This window comes from Streptomyces sp. P9(2023) (assembly GCF_032436795.1).
Classification (GTDB): Bacteria; Actinomycetota; Actinomycetes; order Streptomycetales; family Streptomycetaceae; genus Streptomyces.
Genome location: NZ_JAUPWM010000028.1, coordinates 1 through 14,431, shown reverse-complemented (window position 1 = coordinate 14,431; position 14,431 = coordinate 1). Strand labels below are relative to the sequence as shown.

The window sequence follows — 14,431 nt, the reverse complement described above, 5'->3', positions numbered from 1 at the left end:
CCGCGAAGGGAGCGGTCGGGGCACGATCGAGTCAGGCCCGACCGTCCTGGGCCCTCGCCAGCCAATCGGAGGCCGCCATGAACTCAGCGTCCGACGTCCCGCGCCGCAGCGCCTGTACGTCCTTCACCGTGACACCCGCCCGGGGGTACGACCCGAGGAACCGCACCTTCGGGCAGATCCGCTTCAGCCCCATCAGAGCTTCGCCCACGCGCCGGTCCGAGATATGGCCCTCGGCGTCCACGGCGAAGCAGTAGTTCCCGATGCCCGCGCCCGTCGGGCGGGACTGGATCAGCATCAGGTTCACCCCACGTACCGCGAATTCCTGGAGCAGCTCAAGGAGGGCACCCGGATGGTCATCACCCAGCCACAGCACCACGGACGTCTTGTCAGCCCCGGTCGGCGCCGCGGGCCGGGCCGGCCGGCCCACCAGGACGAACCGCGTCTCGGCGTTCTCAGCGTCGTGGATCTCGGTGACCAGGGCCTCCAGGCCGTAGGTCGCCGCCGCGAACTCACCGGCGAAGGCCGCGTCGAACCGGCCCTCCTGCACCAGTCGCGCACCGTCGGCGTTGGAGGCCGCCGACTCCCACAGGGCGTCGGGCAGGTGGGCCCGCAGCCAGTTCCGCACCTGCGGCTGCGCCACCGGGTGACCGGTGACGGTCTTGATCTCGCCCAGCTTCGTGCCCGGCCGCACGAGCAGCGCGAAGGCGATCGGGAGGAGCACCTCGCGGTAGATCATCAGCGGCTCGCCGGAGGCGAGCTCGTCCAGCGTCGCGGTGACGCCGCCCTCCACCGAGTTCTCGATCGGTACGAGCGCGGCCGCCGCCTCACCGTTGCGTACGGCGTCCAGGGCGGCCGGGACGGAGAGCATGGGGACGAGTTCCCGGGTCGCGGCCTCGGGCAGCGTACGCAGCGCGGCCTCCGTGAACGTGCCTTCGGGGCCGAGATACGTATACCGGGTGGCTGACATACGGTCACCCTAATAGGCCCGCCGCCCTCAGGACTCCAGAAGCCGCTGGCCCACGTACTCGCCCTCGGCCGGCCCGCCCGGCACCGCGAACAGGCCGCTCGCCTCGTGCCGTACGAAGGGGGAGAGCGCGTCGCCCCGGTCGAGCTTGCGCTGCACGGGCACGAAGCCCCTGAGCGGGTCGGCCTGCCAGCAGACGAAGAGCAGCCCGGCGTCGGGCGTGCCGTCCGGGCCGATGCCGTCGTGGAAGGAGAAGGGGCGCCGCAGCATGGCGGCTCCGCCGTTCTGTTCGGGGGCGGAGATCCGGGAGTGGGCGTTGTCCGGGATGACGAGCCTGCCGTCGGGGCCGGTCTTGTTCAGGTCGAGCTCGGTGGTCTCGGTGCCGCCGGTCAGGGGAGCGCCGTCGGACTTGCGCCGGCCGATGACCTTCTCCTGCTTGTCGAGCGGGAGCTTCTCCCAGTCGTCGAGCAGCATGCGGATCCGGCGGACGACGGCGTACGAGCCGCCGGCCATCCACTCCTGCGATCCGGCGGCCCCCTGGGGGACGAAGATCCGCCGGTCGAAGTCGGGCTCGGACGGCTTCGGGTTGCCCGTGCCGTCGACCTGGCCCATGAGGTTGCGGGCGGTCATCGGCTTGGCCGTGGCGCCGGCGGAGCGGTTGAAGCCGTTCATCTGCCAGCGGATCTTGGCGGCCGAGCCGGCGTCCTTCTGCAGGGCCCGCAGGGCGTGGAAGGCGACGAGGGCGTCGTCGGCGCCGATCTGCACCCAGAGGTCGCCCTCGGACCGCTTCGGGTCGAGCGCGTCGGCGGAGAAGGCGGGCAGCGGGTCGAGCTGCGCGGGGCGGCGTGCGGTGAGGCCCGTACGCCCGAAGAAGGAGTGGCCGAATCCGAAGGTGACCGTGAGAGAGGAGGGGCCGGCGTCGAGGGCGATGCCGGTGTCGTCGGCCGAGGGCTCGCCCGCCATCAGGGCCTTGGCCGTCGTGGACCAGCGCCGCAGCAGGGCGGAGGCCTCCTTGCGGCCGGCGCCCGGCGCCAGGTCGAAGGCGATCAGATGGCCCCGAGACTGGAGAGGAGTAGTGATCCCCGCCTGATGTTTCCCGTGAAACATTGCCCGCGTCGAGCCGACCGTGGCCAGGGCCGTCGCGTCGCCGGCCGAGGAACCGGAGTCGGCGGCCGCGGCGTACACCCCGGCGCCGCCGGCGGCGCCGAGCGCGAGACCGGCCGCGCCTGCCGCGCCGACGGTGCCGAGGAGCCGTCGCCGGGAGATGTCGAGATTGTCGTCGTTGCTCACGTCGGTCAGCCGATCTTCACGTTCTTGTCGATGGTGGTCTGGTCGATGTCGGAGGTGCGCACGGTGACTTGGATCTGCCATTCGCCCGCGATCGGGATCTGCACCCCGTTGGCGCTCCAGTGACCGGCCGTGATGCGGTCCGGGGCGACCGGCAGCGGGCCGATGTCCTTGGCCTTCAGGGTGAAGGCGACCTTGAGCTCGGGTACGTCCAGCGGTCGGTTGTCCGGCCCGTCCACGAAGACGTGCAGGGCGTTGGCGCCGGTCCGGCCGGGGTCGAGGCTGAGCCGGACGGTGCCCTTGCCGTTGACGCCGCCGGTGTCGAAGGGCAGCCGGATGTCCACGGGCCGCTCCGGTACGGCGGTCGACCCGGCGGCGGACTGGGTGCGTCCGGCCTCTTCCTCGGTACGGCCGGGCTCGGTCGAGGTCAGGACGGTCGTCACGGCGAGCAGGACCAGGGCGACGACCGCCTCGGTCAGGACGGAGCGGCGCAGCCCGGTCCGCTCGGGGTCGGCGTCGCGGTCCCGCTTCTTGCGGGCGGTGGCGACGGCGGCCCGCTGTCGGGCGAGTTGGGCGGCGCGCACGGGGTCGGCGGCGTCGGCTTCGGCATCCGCCGTCTCACCGGACTCGTCGCCGGACTCGGACTCCGACTCGTACTCGGCTTCGTCGTCGGGCTCCTCCTCGGACTCCTCCGCCTCGGCGGCCTGCGCCTCGGCTTCCTCGTGCTCCGCCTCCGCTCCCGCCACCGGGGTGGCGAGGCGCTGGGTCCAGCGGCGGGAGATCCAGGCGATGGAGAGCAGGACGGCGATGAGACCGATCTTGACCAGGAGCAGTTGTCCGTACCGTGTGCCGGTCAGGGCGGACCAGGAGCCGACCTGCCGCCAGGACTGGTAGAGCCCGGTCGCCGCGAGGACGACCACCGAGCCGAAGGCGATCTTCGAGAAGCGTTCCACCGCCGCCCGCTCGATGCCGGGCGCCCGGTACAGCGCGACGAGCAGTGTGGTGAGGCCGCCCAGCCAGGCCGCCACCGCCAGCAGGTGCAGCAGGTCGACGGGCATCGCGATCCCCGGCTGGAGGCCGGTGGAGGCGTGCTCGGCGAGTGCCCAGGTGCCCGCGATCCCGGCGGCGACCACGGTGCCGCCGATGGCGAGCCCGAAGGTGAGGTCCTTCTTCTCCTTCGGGTCCGTCCGCTTGGTGTACGTGCCGAAGAGCACGGCCACGAAGAGCGCGGCGGCGCCGAGCAGCATGAGCCGGGAGATGAGGGCCGCGCCGGTCTTCGTCTCCAGGACGGACTTGAGACCGCCCAGGTCGAAGGCGTCGGCGAGTTCGCCCGAGCCGGTGTACGGGTTCCTCAGCAGCAGCATGACCAGGGTGGCCGCGGTGAGCGTGAGCCAGACCCGGACGACGAGCCGCTGGATGGGCCGGACGCTCGCGCCGCGCGGCCAGCAGGCGAGGACGAAGGCGCTGCCGCCGACGAGGACGACGAAGGAGGCGTACGAGAGATAGCGGGCGATGCCGTACAGCGTGCCGACGAGTCCGCCGCCGACCTCCTGGTCGGGGAGGGCGACGGAGGTCTCGGAGGGGGCGCCGACGGAGAAGGTGAAGGCGCCGGTGATCGGGTGGCTGTCGGCGGAGACGGTCTGCCAGGCCACGGTGTAGGTGCCTTCGGGCAGTCCGGAGCGGAGGCTGACCCCGTACCGGATGACGCTGCCGCTGCACAGGTCGAGGATCTCTCCGGTGTCGACCCGGTTTCCGGCCGGGTCGAGGACCCGGATCGAGTCGCCGCCCATGGCGACCTGTTCGGAGAAGGTGAGGTTGATGTCCTTGGGGGCGGTGGCGACCACCGCCCCGTCCTGCGGGTCGCTGGCGGTCAGCGCGGCGTGCGCGGACGCGGGCGCGGCGCCGGCGAGCAGCGCGCCGAGGAGCGTGGCGGCGACCAGCAGCAGCCGGGCCAGGGCGGTTCCGAGGCGCGGGGCGGTGGTGGTGGGCATATGTGTGTCAGTCCCTCAAGTAGCTCACTGCTGCTTCGGGTTGTGGGTGGCGGCCTCGACGGGGAGGTCGACCTTGATGGGGTCGGCCTTCTCGAAGTGCAGCACGATGCTGACCTTGTCGCCCTGCTTCGGCTTGGTCTTCAGCCCCATGAACATGATGTGGCTGCCACCACGTTCGAGGTCGAGCTTGCCGTTCGCGGGGATGTCGAAGGACTTCACCTGCTGCATCTTCTGGTTCTTCGACTCGTGGATCTGGACGTCGCCCGAGATCGGGCTGGTGACGGAGGTGAGCTTGTCGGCGGTGCCGCTGTCATTCTTGATGGTCAGGAAGCCGCCGGCCATGTCCATCACGGGCTGCGGCATGAACGCGCCGCTGACCTTTAGTTCCGGCTTGCCGTCCGACCCGGCGGCGGAGCCGTCGGACGAACCGTCCGACGAGCATCCGGAGAGCGCCAGGGCGGCCGTCAGGGCGACGGAGGCGGAAAGGACGGTGGTGCGGCGGTTCACGGGTTCTCCCCCTTGATGAGCTTCGGCAGATCCTTGGCGTAGTCGTCGACGGTCGTGTCCTCGCCGTACAGGACGTAGCCCTGGTCGGTCGTGGGCGAGAACGCGATCACCTGGGCTCCGTGCATGGAGACGACCGAGCCGTCCTTCTGCTTCTTCGCCGGATCGATGCCGATGCCCATCTGGCGGGCGCCGGTCTGGATCGCGGAGAAGTCGCCGGTGAGGCCGATGAAGGACGCGTCACCGGCGGCGGGCAGCCACTTGCCCAGTGAGGCCGGGGTGTCCCGTTCTGGGTCGGTGGTGACGAAGACGACCTGGAGCTTCTCCTGGTCGGCCTTGGGGAGCTGCTTCTTGGCGACGGCGATGTTGCTCATCGTCAGCGGGCAGACGTCGGGGCAGTGCGTGTAGCCGAAGTAGATCAGCGTCGGCTTGCCCTTGGTCCGCTCGCGGAGGTCGAACTTCTGGCCCTTGGTGTCCGTGAGGACGAGGTCGGGCTTGGTGAAGGGGCGGTCGAGGACGGTCGCCGCCTTGGTGCTGTCGCTCTCGGCGGAGACCTCGGCGACGGCTCCGTTGCCGGATCCCCCGGCCTTGTCGTCTCCGCCGCCGAGGCCGACCGCGACCGTCACCGCGAGGGCGGCGACGACCGCGACGGCGGCGGCGATCAGAGGTGCGCGACGGCTCGGCCTGGTCCGCTCATCGCGGGCCGGGTCGGCCGGTTTCTGGTCTGGCGTCTTCTGCACTGACATGGAACGTGCTCTCTCGTGTCTCTCTGGTTTCGGCGGTTTCGACGGTTTCGCTGGTCTGTCGGACTTCGCTGAACTCGGTTCAGGCCGAGCGGCGACGGCTGGCGAGCAGACCGAAGGCGACGCCGGCGACTCCGACGAGGATGCCGACTGCACCGAGCACGCGCGCGGTGGTGTCGCTGGTGTCGGCCTTGGAGTCGGCGGCGGTCTCGGTGTGGCCCTTCCCGTCCTTGGTCTTGTCGTCGTGGCCGGTGGCCTTCTCGTCCGTCTTCGCGCCACCGCCGTGGTGGTCGTCGGAGGCGGCGGAGAGCTTCAGGACGGGCGCGGGGAACTGCGGCTCGTCGGCGCCTTCCTTGGTCTCCTCGATCCAGCGGACGACCTCGTCGTTGTCGTAGGTCTGGATGGCCTTGATGACGAACTGGTCGGTGTTCTCGGGCAGCTGGCCGAGCGAGAGTTGCGCGGCGGATCCGGCGATGGTCCCGGCGAGCGGAACGGTGGGATCCGGCTACGGCGTACGAAGGGCCGCGGGCTCCGCCCTTGTCCGAGCGTCGAGCGTCGAGCTCGAAGTCGAGCGTCGAGCGTCGGGGTCGAGCGCAGAGCGGTCCGCGTCAGGCCGCGAGGGTGAGGTCGGCGGCCGGCGGGCCCCGCCGAATCACCGTGTGCTGGAGTGCCTCCGCCCCGGTCGGCGGTGAGGCGTCGTCACCGGTCCGGACGGAGCGGGACGGTCCGGCCGCCGGAAGCCCGGGAAGACCGGAGAGCAGGGCTCGTACGAACGCCAGCGCGGCGCGCAGCGAGCGTACGAGGGCGCCTTCGGCTAGCTCGGTCGCCCCGTGGGTGGAGAGCCGGGCGAGCCGGCCGAGGGCGAGGTCGCCGTGGCGCAGCAGCCAGCCGGTGGCGAGCGCGGCCAGCAGGTGGCCGAGCACCATCGGCAGGTTGGGCAGGAGGTCGCCGCCCTGCAGGGCGGCCCCGGCACCCGCCCCGTCAACCAGGTGGCCGACGTGGCCCGCCTGCGCCTGGCCGGCGGTGGCGGCCGGGTCGAGGCCCGCGTCGCTGAGGATCCGGGTGGCGTCGGCGGCGCTCATGGAGGCCGCCCCGGCGCCGCAGACGATCTTGGCGGCCATCCGGATGAGCGCGTCGTCGGTGGCCGGGCCGAGGGAGGCGGCCGCGAGCGGCCGCTGTCCGAACCCGAAGAGGACGTGCAGTCCGAGCTGTCCGGCGGCCAGGGCGGCGACGATGGCGGGCAGGGAGCGTTCCCGTCCCGCGAAGAGCACGGTGACGCCGAAGATGAGCAGGAAACCGGCGACGAGGGTCCACAGGGCGATCCCCGCGCAGGCGGCGATCGCGTGCCCGAGCCCGGACAGCGCGACGCAGACCGCGGTGAACACCGCGGCCCTCAGCAGGCGTGGCGCGAGCGCGGGGGCAGACATGGCGGGGCCATCATCGCACCAGGCCCTCACCCTCCATGAGGCAGGTCCGGAAGGTCACCTTTCGGCCTCTTCGGGCACGTCACGCGCACGACATACACCGGCGCACGGGTTACGCACATCCGCCGAACGAGCGCTCTTCTACGGCCCAGGGGCTTACGGACCCCGCAGTGTGGCAATAGGTATCGGTATGTCGCGCCGCAGCATGTCGAGCCGCAGCCAGGAGGCTGAAGCATGAGCATCTGGTGGTCCCTCCATCTGAGGCGCGAGGCCGCGAGCGTGCCGCTCGCCCGGCGGCTGCTGCTCGGCACGATGGAGACGGCGGGTGTCGACCCCGATGTCTCCTACGACCTGTCGGTGGCCCTGACCGAGGCGTGCGCCAACGCCGTGGAGCACGGCGGGGACACGGGTTCCGGCCTGGCCTCGGAGGCGTACCGGGTCACGGCCTATCTGGACGGCGAGACCTGCCGTATCGAGGTGGCGGACGCGGGGCCTGGCTTCTCGGGCTCCCGGCTCCCCGCGGCCGCGGCCGCCGACGCCGAGAACGGGCGGGGGCTGCGGCTGATCGAGGAGCTGGCGGACCATGTCCACTTCGGCCGCACGGGCCGGGGCGGGGCGCTGGTCAGCTTCGACAAGATCGTGAAGTGGCGTACGGACGCCCCGCTCGCGCTGACCTGACGGACGCACGAATCCGTAGACGGACTTATGTATCCGGACACGGACTTACGAATCCGGATACGGAAGGGCCCCCGCCGACAGTCATCGGCGGAGGCCCTCGTCGTTGACGAGCTCAGCCCTTCAGGCCGGCCATCCACGCCTCGACCTCGTCGGACCGGCGCGGCAGCGAGTCGGAGAGGTTCCGGTGGCCGTCCTCCGTGACGAGGATGTCGTCCTCGATCCGGACGCCGATGCCCCGGTACTCCTCCGGCACGCTCACGTCGTCGGCCTGGAAGTACAGCCCCGGCTCGACGGTCAGGCACATGCCCGGCTCAAGGGTGGTGTCGACGTACGTCTCGGTGCGGGCGGCGGCGCAGTCGTGGACGTCCATGCCGAGCATGTGGCCGGTGCCGTGGAGGGTCCAGCGGCGCTGGAGGCCGAGCTCCAGGACGCGCTCGGCCGGACCCTCGACCAGGCCCCACTCGACGAGCTTCTCGGCGAGCACGCGCTGGGCGGCGTCGTGGAAGTCGCGGTAGGCGGCGCCCGGCTTCACCGCGGCGATGCCCGCCTCCTGCGCCTCGTACACGGCGTCGTAGATCTTGCGCTGGAGCTCGGTGTAGCGGCCGTTGATCGGCAGCGTGCGGGTCACGTCGGCCGTGTACAGCTCGTTGGTCTCGACACCGGCGTCGAGCAGCAGCAGGTCGCCGGAGCGGACCGGGCCGTTGTTGCGCACCCAGTGCAGGGTGGTGGCGTGCGGGCCCGCGGCGCAGATGGAGCCGTAGCCGACGTCGTTGCCTTCGACGCGGGCGCGCAGGAAGAACGTGCCTTCGATGTAGCGCTCGCTGGTCGCCTCGGCCTTGTCGAGGACCTTGACGACGTCCTCGAAGCCGCGGGCGGTCGAGTCGCAGGCCTTCTGGAGCTCGGCGATCTCGAACTCGTCCTTGACGAGACGGGCCTCGGAGAGGAAGACGCGCAGTTCTTCGTCGCGCTCGGCGGTGACCTTGTCGGTCAGCGCGGCCTCGATGCCGGCGTCGTGGCCGCGCACGGCGCGGACCGGGCCGGTGGCCTCCTTGAGGGCGGCGGCGAGCTCGCGGACGTCCTTGGCCGGGATGCCGAGGAGCTGCTCGGCCTCGGTCAGGGAGTGCCGGCGGCCGACCCAGAGCTCGCCCTGGCCGTCGAGCCAGAACTCGCCGTTCTCGCGGTCGGAGCGGGGCAGCAGGTAGATCGTCGCCTGGTGGCCGGTCTTCGTCGGCTCAAGGACGAGGACGCCGTCCTCCGTCTGGTCGCCGGTGAGGTAGGCGTACTCGGTCGAGGCGCGGAAGCTGTACTCGGTGTCGTTCGAGCGCGTCTTCAGGTTGCCCGCGGGGATCACCAGGCGCTCGCCCGGGAAGCGCGCGGACAGCGCGGCGCGACGGGCGGCGGTGTGCGCGGCCTGGGCGATCGGCCGCAGGTCGTGCAGCTCGGTGTCGGCCCAGCCGGTCTTCATGTTCTCGGCGAGCTCGTCGGACACGCTCTGGTACAGGCCGTTCTTGCGCTGCTTGATCGGCTCTTCGGTCTCGTCCGGGGTCTCCGGAATGAGCTCGTCTGCCACGGGGGGTCTCCTTTTCACGACACTGAACCCACTCCACTGTACGGTCGCTCGGAAGGGGGCCCAGGGCCGGAAGGCCTGTTACCGCGGCCACGTCACACACCGCTCACCTGCGCTTACTCGAAGAGGCGGAGTTACGCGACGAGGGCGCGCTTACTCGACGATGCCGGGCTCACTCGAAGAGTGCGGCGAGCAGGACCACGTCCTCTCCGTCGACGACCTCGCGGTCGAGGCCCTCGGGGAGCATGGTGCGCAGGACGTGGTCGGCGATGGCCCCCGGGTCGCCCCGGTCCGCCTTCGGGACGCCCGCGGCGGCGGCGTGCAGCCGGGCGAAGGCCCGGTCCATGGGTTCGCCGGTCCGGCGGAGCAGCCCGTCGGTGTAGAGCAGCACCGTTTCTCCGGGGGCGGGGGCGATCTCGACGCTCGGCGCCTCCCAGCAGGCGAGCATGCCGAGCGGTGCCGAGAGCGAGGTCTCGACGTACTCGGTGCGGTGCTCGCCGATGATCAGCGGCGGGGTGTGGCCGGCCCCGGCGAGGACGAGTTTGCGCTGCTTGGGCTCGGAGTAGGCGAAGAGCGCGGTGGCGGAGCGGGCGGGCTCGGTGAGCCTGAGCAGGAGTTCCAGGTCGGACAGGACGGCGACGGGATCCTCGCCCTCCATCACCGCGTACGCCCGCAGGGACGCGCGCAGCCGCCCCATCGCGGCGAGCGCGCTCGGTCCGGTCCCGGAGACGGAGCCGACGGCGAGGCCCAGGGCGCCTTCCGGCAGCGGCAGCGCGTCGTACCAGTCGCCGCCGCCCTGGGGGCCGGTGCGGTGGCGGGCGGCGAGCTGGACGCCGGGGACCCGGGGGAGCCGGCTGGGCAGCAACTCCTCGGCGACGGTGGCGACCTGGACGCGGGCGCGCTCCAGTTCCAGGAGGCGGGCGAGGTGCTCGGTGGCGTACCGGCCGTAGAGACCGACGAGATCGCGCTGGCGTTCGACGGGTTCGGCGGGTTCGTCGTAGAGCCAGACCACTGCGCCGAGCTTGCCCGCGGCCTCGGTGGCGAGGGGGAGCGCGTAGCTGGCGGCGTAACCGAGCCGGGCGGCGACCTCGCGGTGGCGCGGGTCGAGCTTCGGCTCGCCGAGCAGGTCGGGGACGGCGATGGGGTCGGGGATGGGGTCGCCCTTTGGGGCGCCGGCAGCGCCGGTGGCGCGGGCAGCGCTGGTCGTGCCCGGCGCGGCCGGTTCGGGGAGGCCGTCGAGGATGCGGCCGTAGGAGGTGGCGCTGCGCGGCACCGTCTCGATCGTGCCGAGTTCGGCGTGGGCGAGCCCGAGGCCGACGGTGGAGGCGGGGCCGAGGCCGTCGGCGGGCTCGAAGACGGCCATGCCGCGGCGGGCGCCGACGAGGGCGGCGCCGGCGCGCAGCACCTCGCGCAGTGCTTCGTCGAGGGAACCGGTCCTGATCAGGCGTTCGGTGAGTTCGTGGAGGGTGGTGAGGTCGGAGACCCAGCCGGCCAGCCGGTCCTGGATCAGCGCGCCGGGGATGCCCGGTAGGGCCGCCGCGGAGGGGTTTACGGGCGGGACGGGCGCGGTAGTGTGCGCGGGCGAGGGAACCGTGGAATCGATTCCAGCCACTTTCGGCAGGTGTGGGGCGCTCATGTCGGCCGGCTTTCCGACGGGTGCGTTTCGCTCAATAGCATCGCAAACCCCCATGTCAATCTGCGCCGCTAGCAATGCATCCACATGTACACGCACAAGAGGAGCGATGTCCAGCATTGTCCCCACGGGACTTGTGGTGTCCGTGGGGTTTGACAGAAGGGTTGAAGTGCAGGCCAAGTTGGCCGAAAATTGCCCCCTCGGTGCACCATTCGCGGTCGACTGGCGTCGTTTGAAAGCGCGTTGATTTGAACGTGATGGGTACGTAATCGGTGATGGCCAGGGGCAGTTGGAACGGCCCCGGAACCTGGCAGGGTGCCTGGGCGTCCTCACCGCCGCAGGCCGCGCCCCCCTCGAGTGGACGACGAGCCTCAGCTCGGCCCCTCCCGCCCCACCGCACGGGGCGGTGACCCGCCGACCTTGTACGCGCTGCTACGCACAGTGAAGTGATCTGCACATGGTGTGATGTGGATTCGGCGTTCAACGGAAAGGAACGAGCGCTCATGCGCGAGATCCTCGGAAGGCGACGCGGGTTCCGGCTCCGGCGCAGGCAAAGGACCGTCCAGCTCGACGCGGCGCTCGTCTGCGCCGCCGAGTGGGGCTGGCCCGTCCTGCCCGGCGTGGGGCTGAAGGCGACGACCCGTACGAACAGAGGGGCCGGCTGTGCCTGCCCCGACCCCGGGTGTGTCGTCCCCGGCGCCCACCCCTTCGACCCCGGACTGCTCGCGGCCACCACCGACGAGCGCATGATCCGCTGGTGGTGGACCCGGCGCCCGGACGCCCCGGTCGTCCTGGCCACCGGCGGCGCCGCGCCGTGCGCGGTGAGCCTGCCGGCCGTCGCGGGGGCGCGCGCCCTGGCCGCACTCGACGCGATGGGCATGCGGCTCGGCCCGGTGGTGGCGACACCGACGCGCTGGTCGCTGCTGGTCGCTCCGTACGGCCTCGAACAGCTCGGCGAACTCCTCTACGCGAAGGACAGCGTGCCCAGTTCGCTGCGGTTCCACGGCGAGGGCGGCTATCTGCTGCTGCCGCCGTCGGTCGCGGGGAGGGGGCAGGTGCGCTGGGAGCGTGCGCCGCTGCAGGGTTCGGCCCGGCCCTGGCTGCCGGACGTGGAGGCGGTCGTGGACGCCCTCGTCGAGGCGAGCACGGGCGCGCCCGGGGGTGGCAGCAGACTCGCGTACTAGAGCGGCAGCGGGCCGCGTGCTGGGCGGCGGCGGACACTCGCGTACTGAGCGGGGGTGTGCCCTCGCGGGGCGCCGCCTCACCCGTACGGGTGCGAGGCTGCCCGACTTGTACGGGAAATGGGCGCGCGGCACGTGATGCGCCCCCGGTCCGCCGATATCTTCGGCGGACCGTTCACGTTCTCGGGCAGGTGGTCCCATGAATCTCCGCATGATCGGGCTCGGGGCCGCCGTGGTGTGTGCCACGCTCCTGCCGCTCGTCGCCCTCGCGGGACAGGCGTCCGGCCCCGGCCCCGGTCCCGGCGACGGTGACGGCGACGCCAAGCCGCCGGCGGACGCAGGACTGCTGCCGGGTCTCGGCCTCGGCGGCGGGCCGGATGCGACGCCGCCGACCGAGCCCCCGCCCTCCGCCGCGAGCGCCCCGACCGGGCCCCCCGCGGCCGTCCCGGCCCGTACCTCGCACTGCGGTCCCGAGCTGACCTCCCCCGACGGCATCGAGGCGCAGACCTGCGTGCTCACGGAGGGCCCGGACACCTGGGGGCGTACGTACTACCGCAACGCCGGTGGTCAGCGGCTCGACGCGATTCTCACCTTGATGGGGCCCGCCGGGCGGACCGTACAGGTGCGTTGTGCCGTCGCGGCGCGGGACGAACCAGGGGCGTGCGAAACACCCCGGGAGCGTGCGCGGGGCGCTGTCTCGGCATATTCGGCCGTCGCGGAATTCGCCGGCGCGGGAGAGGGAACCAGTACCCCGCTGCTGCTGCGGGCCGGGAGCAACACGGCCGCTGCGGGCGGAAGTTGAGCTTCCGGAGGCGGAAGCCGATCTTCCGGACGAGATCCGTCCGGGATCCGTCCGGGCATGAGAAGGCCCGATCGCTGGCGACGGGGGATGCACCAGCGACCGGGCTTCTAGAACGGTAACAAGAGATCGGCTGTTCGCAAATTCGATCTCGGTTATTCGGACAGGGATTTACCTGACCGCACGAGGAGTTGTGGCGGAAGTCACCGACTGGTCGGTCTGTCAGTCAACACCGTCACCACAGGCACCACGCGTATCAGCTGAGCGTGACCTGACGGTTGGTGAGACCACCGCGGGAACGGCGCTCCTCCGGGGTCAGCGGGGCGTCCGTCGCCAGCGCCGCGGCGAGCCGCTCGGCGAACTCGGCGGCGGGCTTCTCGCAGTCCTCGGCGCTCATCGACGTCGGCAGGTCCCAGACCGGGACCATCAGGCCGTGCGCCCGGAAGGAGCCGACCAGGCGGGTGTTCCCGCCGAGGGAGGACGTGCCGGCGGCGTGCAGCCGGGCGAGCGCGTCGAGGAGCTTCTCCTCGGGGTGCGGCATGACCCAGCGCAGGTGGTTCTTGTCCGGGGTCTCGCACCAGTACGAGGAGTCCACGCCGGTCAGCTTGACCGTGGGGATCGCGGCGGCGTTGGCGCGCTCCAGGGAGGCGGTGACCTCGGGGTTGGAGTTTTCGGAGGACTCCGGAATCCAGAATTCGAAGCCCGTGTGCACGACCGGCGTGAAATCGCTGTTCGGGTCGAGCAGATCCTGCAGGCGCGGGCCGTCGGCCGGCACGCGCCGGCCGGTGACCGGAGAGCCCGGCTCCGTCTCCAGGGCGCGCAGCAGGGTGTCGGCGAGGTCGCGGGCGAGGTCGCCGGAGGTGGAGTCGTTCTGGAGGGCGAGGAGGACGGAGCCGTCGTCGCGGCGGAGCGCGGGCCATGCCATGGGCAGCACGGTCGCGAGCGTCACGGACGGCACGCCCTCGGGGAGCCCGTCCTTCAGCGTGAGCGGGACGGTGGCGGCGGGCACCAGCTCGCGCAGCGCGACCCAGTCGCACTCGCCGGGCAGTCCCTCGAAGGGACGCTGGACCAGCTCGGTCACGGCGTGCGCGGCGGCCCGGCCGTGACACGCCTTGTAACGGCGACCCGACCCGCAGGGGCACGGCTCGCGCGCACCGACGACCGGGATCTCCCCGTTCGTGACCTGTGCCTGGGCAGCCTTCGTCTGGGGGCGCTTCTTGGCCATGGTGTGGCTTCTCCCGATAGCGGCAGTGCTGTGGTGCAGGGCCGCACGCGGTGCACGACTCTGTGTCGGGCGAGCCTAGCCGTACGGGAGGGTTGGGGGGCTCAGGCGGGGAGGTTGACGGCGTCGCCCGGCGACCTCGGCGGCCCGAGTACAGGCCGTCGCCCCGCAGCGCGGGCTTGTGCGTCGCGCTGCGGCGCCGGCCTGTGCGTCGCGCTGCAGCGCCGACCGATGTCGTCGCCCGGCCGCCCCAGGCCCGTGCCGTCGCCCCGGACGTCGGCGAGCCCAGCCCGTGCCGTCGCCCCGCGGCCACAGCCCAGGCCGTTGCTCTGGGACCTCAACCCACGCCGTCGCCCCGGAGGTCGGCGAGCCCAGCCCGTGCCGTCGCCCCGCGGCCACAGCCCAGGCCGTTGCTCTGGGACCTCAACCCACGCCGTC

The 14,431-nt window shown here is 72.0% G+C and carries 12 protein-coding genes and 1 pseudogene; 3 read left to right on the top strand and 10 right to left on the bottom strand.

Annotated features, from left to right (window positions below):
- Positions 1 to 31: 31 nt before the first annotated feature.
- The 7 genes and pseudogenes from pheA to Q5762_RS27260 all read right to left on the bottom strand — a co-directional run bounded on the left by pheA (position 32) and on the right by Q5762_RS27260 (position 6,916).
- Entirely contained in the window at positions 32 to 967 is a 936-nt protein-coding gene (pheA, locus tag Q5762_RS27290) for a prephenate dehydratase (protein ID WP_315894895.1), read from the bottom strand.
- Between the two features lie 27 nt (positions 968 to 994).
- On the bottom strand, positions 995 to 2,254 hold the full coding sequence (gene efeB / locus Q5762_RS27285; RefSeq protein ID WP_315894894.1) for an iron uptake transporter deferrochelatase/peroxidase subunit: 1,260 nt from the start codon (positions 2,252 to 2,254) through the stop codon (positions 995 to 997).
- Between the two features lie 5 nt (positions 2,255 to 2,259).
- Positions 2,260 to 4,242 carry a copper resistance protein CopC gene (locus tag Q5762_RS27280; protein ID WP_315894893.1) on the bottom strand — a complete coding sequence of 661 codons (1,983 nt, stop codon included), beginning with the start codon at positions 4,240 to 4,242 and terminating at the stop codon, positions 2,260 to 2,262.
- 24 nt (positions 4,243 to 4,266) lie between these two features.
- Positions 4,267 to 4,749, bottom strand: a complete 483-nt coding sequence (locus tag Q5762_RS27275; RefSeq protein WP_315894892.1) for a copper chaperone PCu(A)C — start codon at positions 4,747 to 4,749, stop codon at positions 4,267 to 4,269.
- Positions 4,746 to 5,492 (bottom strand): SCO family protein, encoded by a 747-nt coding sequence (locus Q5762_RS27270; RefSeq protein WP_315894891.1) that lies wholly within the window; start codon positions 5,490 to 5,492, stop codon positions 4,746 to 4,748. The genes Q5762_RS27275 and Q5762_RS27270 overlap by 4 nt, the downstream gene beginning before the upstream one ends.
- Positions 5,493 to 5,571: 79 nt before the next feature.
- A pseudogene (locus tag Q5762_RS27265) lies at positions 5,572 to 5,943 on the bottom strand (DUF1775 domain-containing protein); the annotation flags it as partial.
- Between the two features lie 154 nt (positions 5,944 to 6,097).
- On the bottom strand, positions 6,098 to 6,916 hold the full coding sequence (locus Q5762_RS27260; RefSeq protein WP_315894890.1) for a hypothetical protein: 819 nt from the start codon (positions 6,914 to 6,916) through the stop codon (positions 6,098 to 6,100).
- 231 nt (positions 6,917 to 7,147) lie between these two features.
- On the opposite strand from Q5762_RS27260, the gene Q5762_RS27255 reads away from it, so the two are divergent.
- A complete protein-coding gene (locus Q5762_RS27255; protein WP_315894889.1) occupies positions 7,148 to 7,591 on the top strand; it encodes an ATP-binding protein in 444 nt (147 codons plus the stop codon).
- A gap of 112 nt (positions 7,592 to 7,703) precedes the next feature.
- Here Q5762_RS27255 and Q5762_RS27250 read toward each other — a convergent pair whose 3' ends face one another.
- On the bottom strand, positions 7,704 to 9,161 hold the full coding sequence (locus tag Q5762_RS27250) for an aminopeptidase P family protein (protein ID WP_315894888.1): 1,458 nt from the start codon (positions 9,159 to 9,161) through the stop codon (positions 7,704 to 7,706).
- A gap of 169 nt (positions 9,162 to 9,330) precedes the next feature.
- Positions 9,331 to 10,911, bottom strand: coding sequence for a PP2C family protein-serine/threonine phosphatase (locus Q5762_RS27245; RefSeq protein ID WP_315894952.1), 1,581 nt, complete (start codon positions 10,909 to 10,911; stop codon positions 9,331 to 9,333).
- 383 nt (positions 10,912 to 11,294) lie between these two features.
- Here Q5762_RS27245 and Q5762_RS27240 point away from each other — a divergent pair, with 383 nt between their 5' ends.
- On the top strand, positions 11,295 to 11,975 hold the full coding sequence (locus Q5762_RS27240) for a bifunctional DNA primase/polymerase (protein WP_315894887.1): 681 nt from the start codon (positions 11,295 to 11,297) through the stop codon (positions 11,973 to 11,975).
- 196 nt (positions 11,976 to 12,171) lie between these two features.
- Positions 12,172 to 12,774 (top strand): hypothetical protein, encoded by a 603-nt coding sequence (locus tag Q5762_RS27235; RefSeq protein WP_315894886.1) that lies wholly within the window; start codon positions 12,172 to 12,174, stop codon positions 12,772 to 12,774.
- Positions 12,775 to 13,027: 253 nt separating this feature from the next.
- Here Q5762_RS27235 and Q5762_RS27230 read toward each other — a convergent pair whose 3' ends face one another.
- A complete protein-coding gene (locus tag Q5762_RS27230) occupies positions 13,028 to 13,996 on the bottom strand; it encodes a DUF5926 family protein (RefSeq protein WP_315894885.1) in 969 nt (322 codons plus the stop codon).
- Between the last annotated feature and the right edge of the window lie 435 nt (positions 13,997 to 14,431).

Excerpts from the sequence above, each read along its gene's own strand:
- Q5762_RS27245 (WP_315894952.1), bottom strand. The coding sequence starts at position 10,911 with ATGCTGGACATCGCTCCTCTTGTGCGTGTACATGTGGATGCATTGCTA.
- Q5762_RS27260 (WP_315894890.1), bottom strand. The coding sequence starts at position 6,916 with ATGTCTGCCCCCGCGCTCGCGCCACGCCTGCTGAGGGCCGCGGTGTTC.
- pheA (WP_315894895.1), bottom strand. The coding sequence starts at position 967 with ATGTCAGCCACCCGGTATACGTATCTCGGCCCCGAAGGCACGTTCACG.
- Q5762_RS27230 (WP_315894885.1), bottom strand. The coding sequence starts at position 13,996 with ATGGCCAAGAAGCGCCCCCAGACGAAGGCTGCCCAGGCACAGGTCACG.
- Q5762_RS27235 (WP_315894886.1), top strand. The coding sequence starts at position 12,172 with ATGAATCTCCGCATGATCGGGCTCGGGGCCGCCGTGGTGTGTGCCACG.
- Q5762_RS27280 (WP_315894893.1), bottom strand. The coding sequence starts at position 4,242 with ATGCCCACCACCACCGCCCCGCGCCTCGGAACCGCCCTGGCCCGGCTG.
- Q5762_RS27255 (WP_315894889.1), top strand. The coding sequence starts at position 7,148 with ATGAGCATCTGGTGGTCCCTCCATCTGAGGCGCGAGGCCGCGAGCGTG.
- Q5762_RS27270 (WP_315894891.1), bottom strand. The coding sequence starts at position 5,492 with ATGTCAGTGCAGAAGACGCCAGACCAGAAACCGGCCGACCCGGCCCGC.
- Q5762_RS27240 (WP_315894887.1), top strand. The coding sequence starts at position 11,295 with ATGCGCGAGATCCTCGGAAGGCGACGCGGGTTCCGGCTCCGGCGCAGG.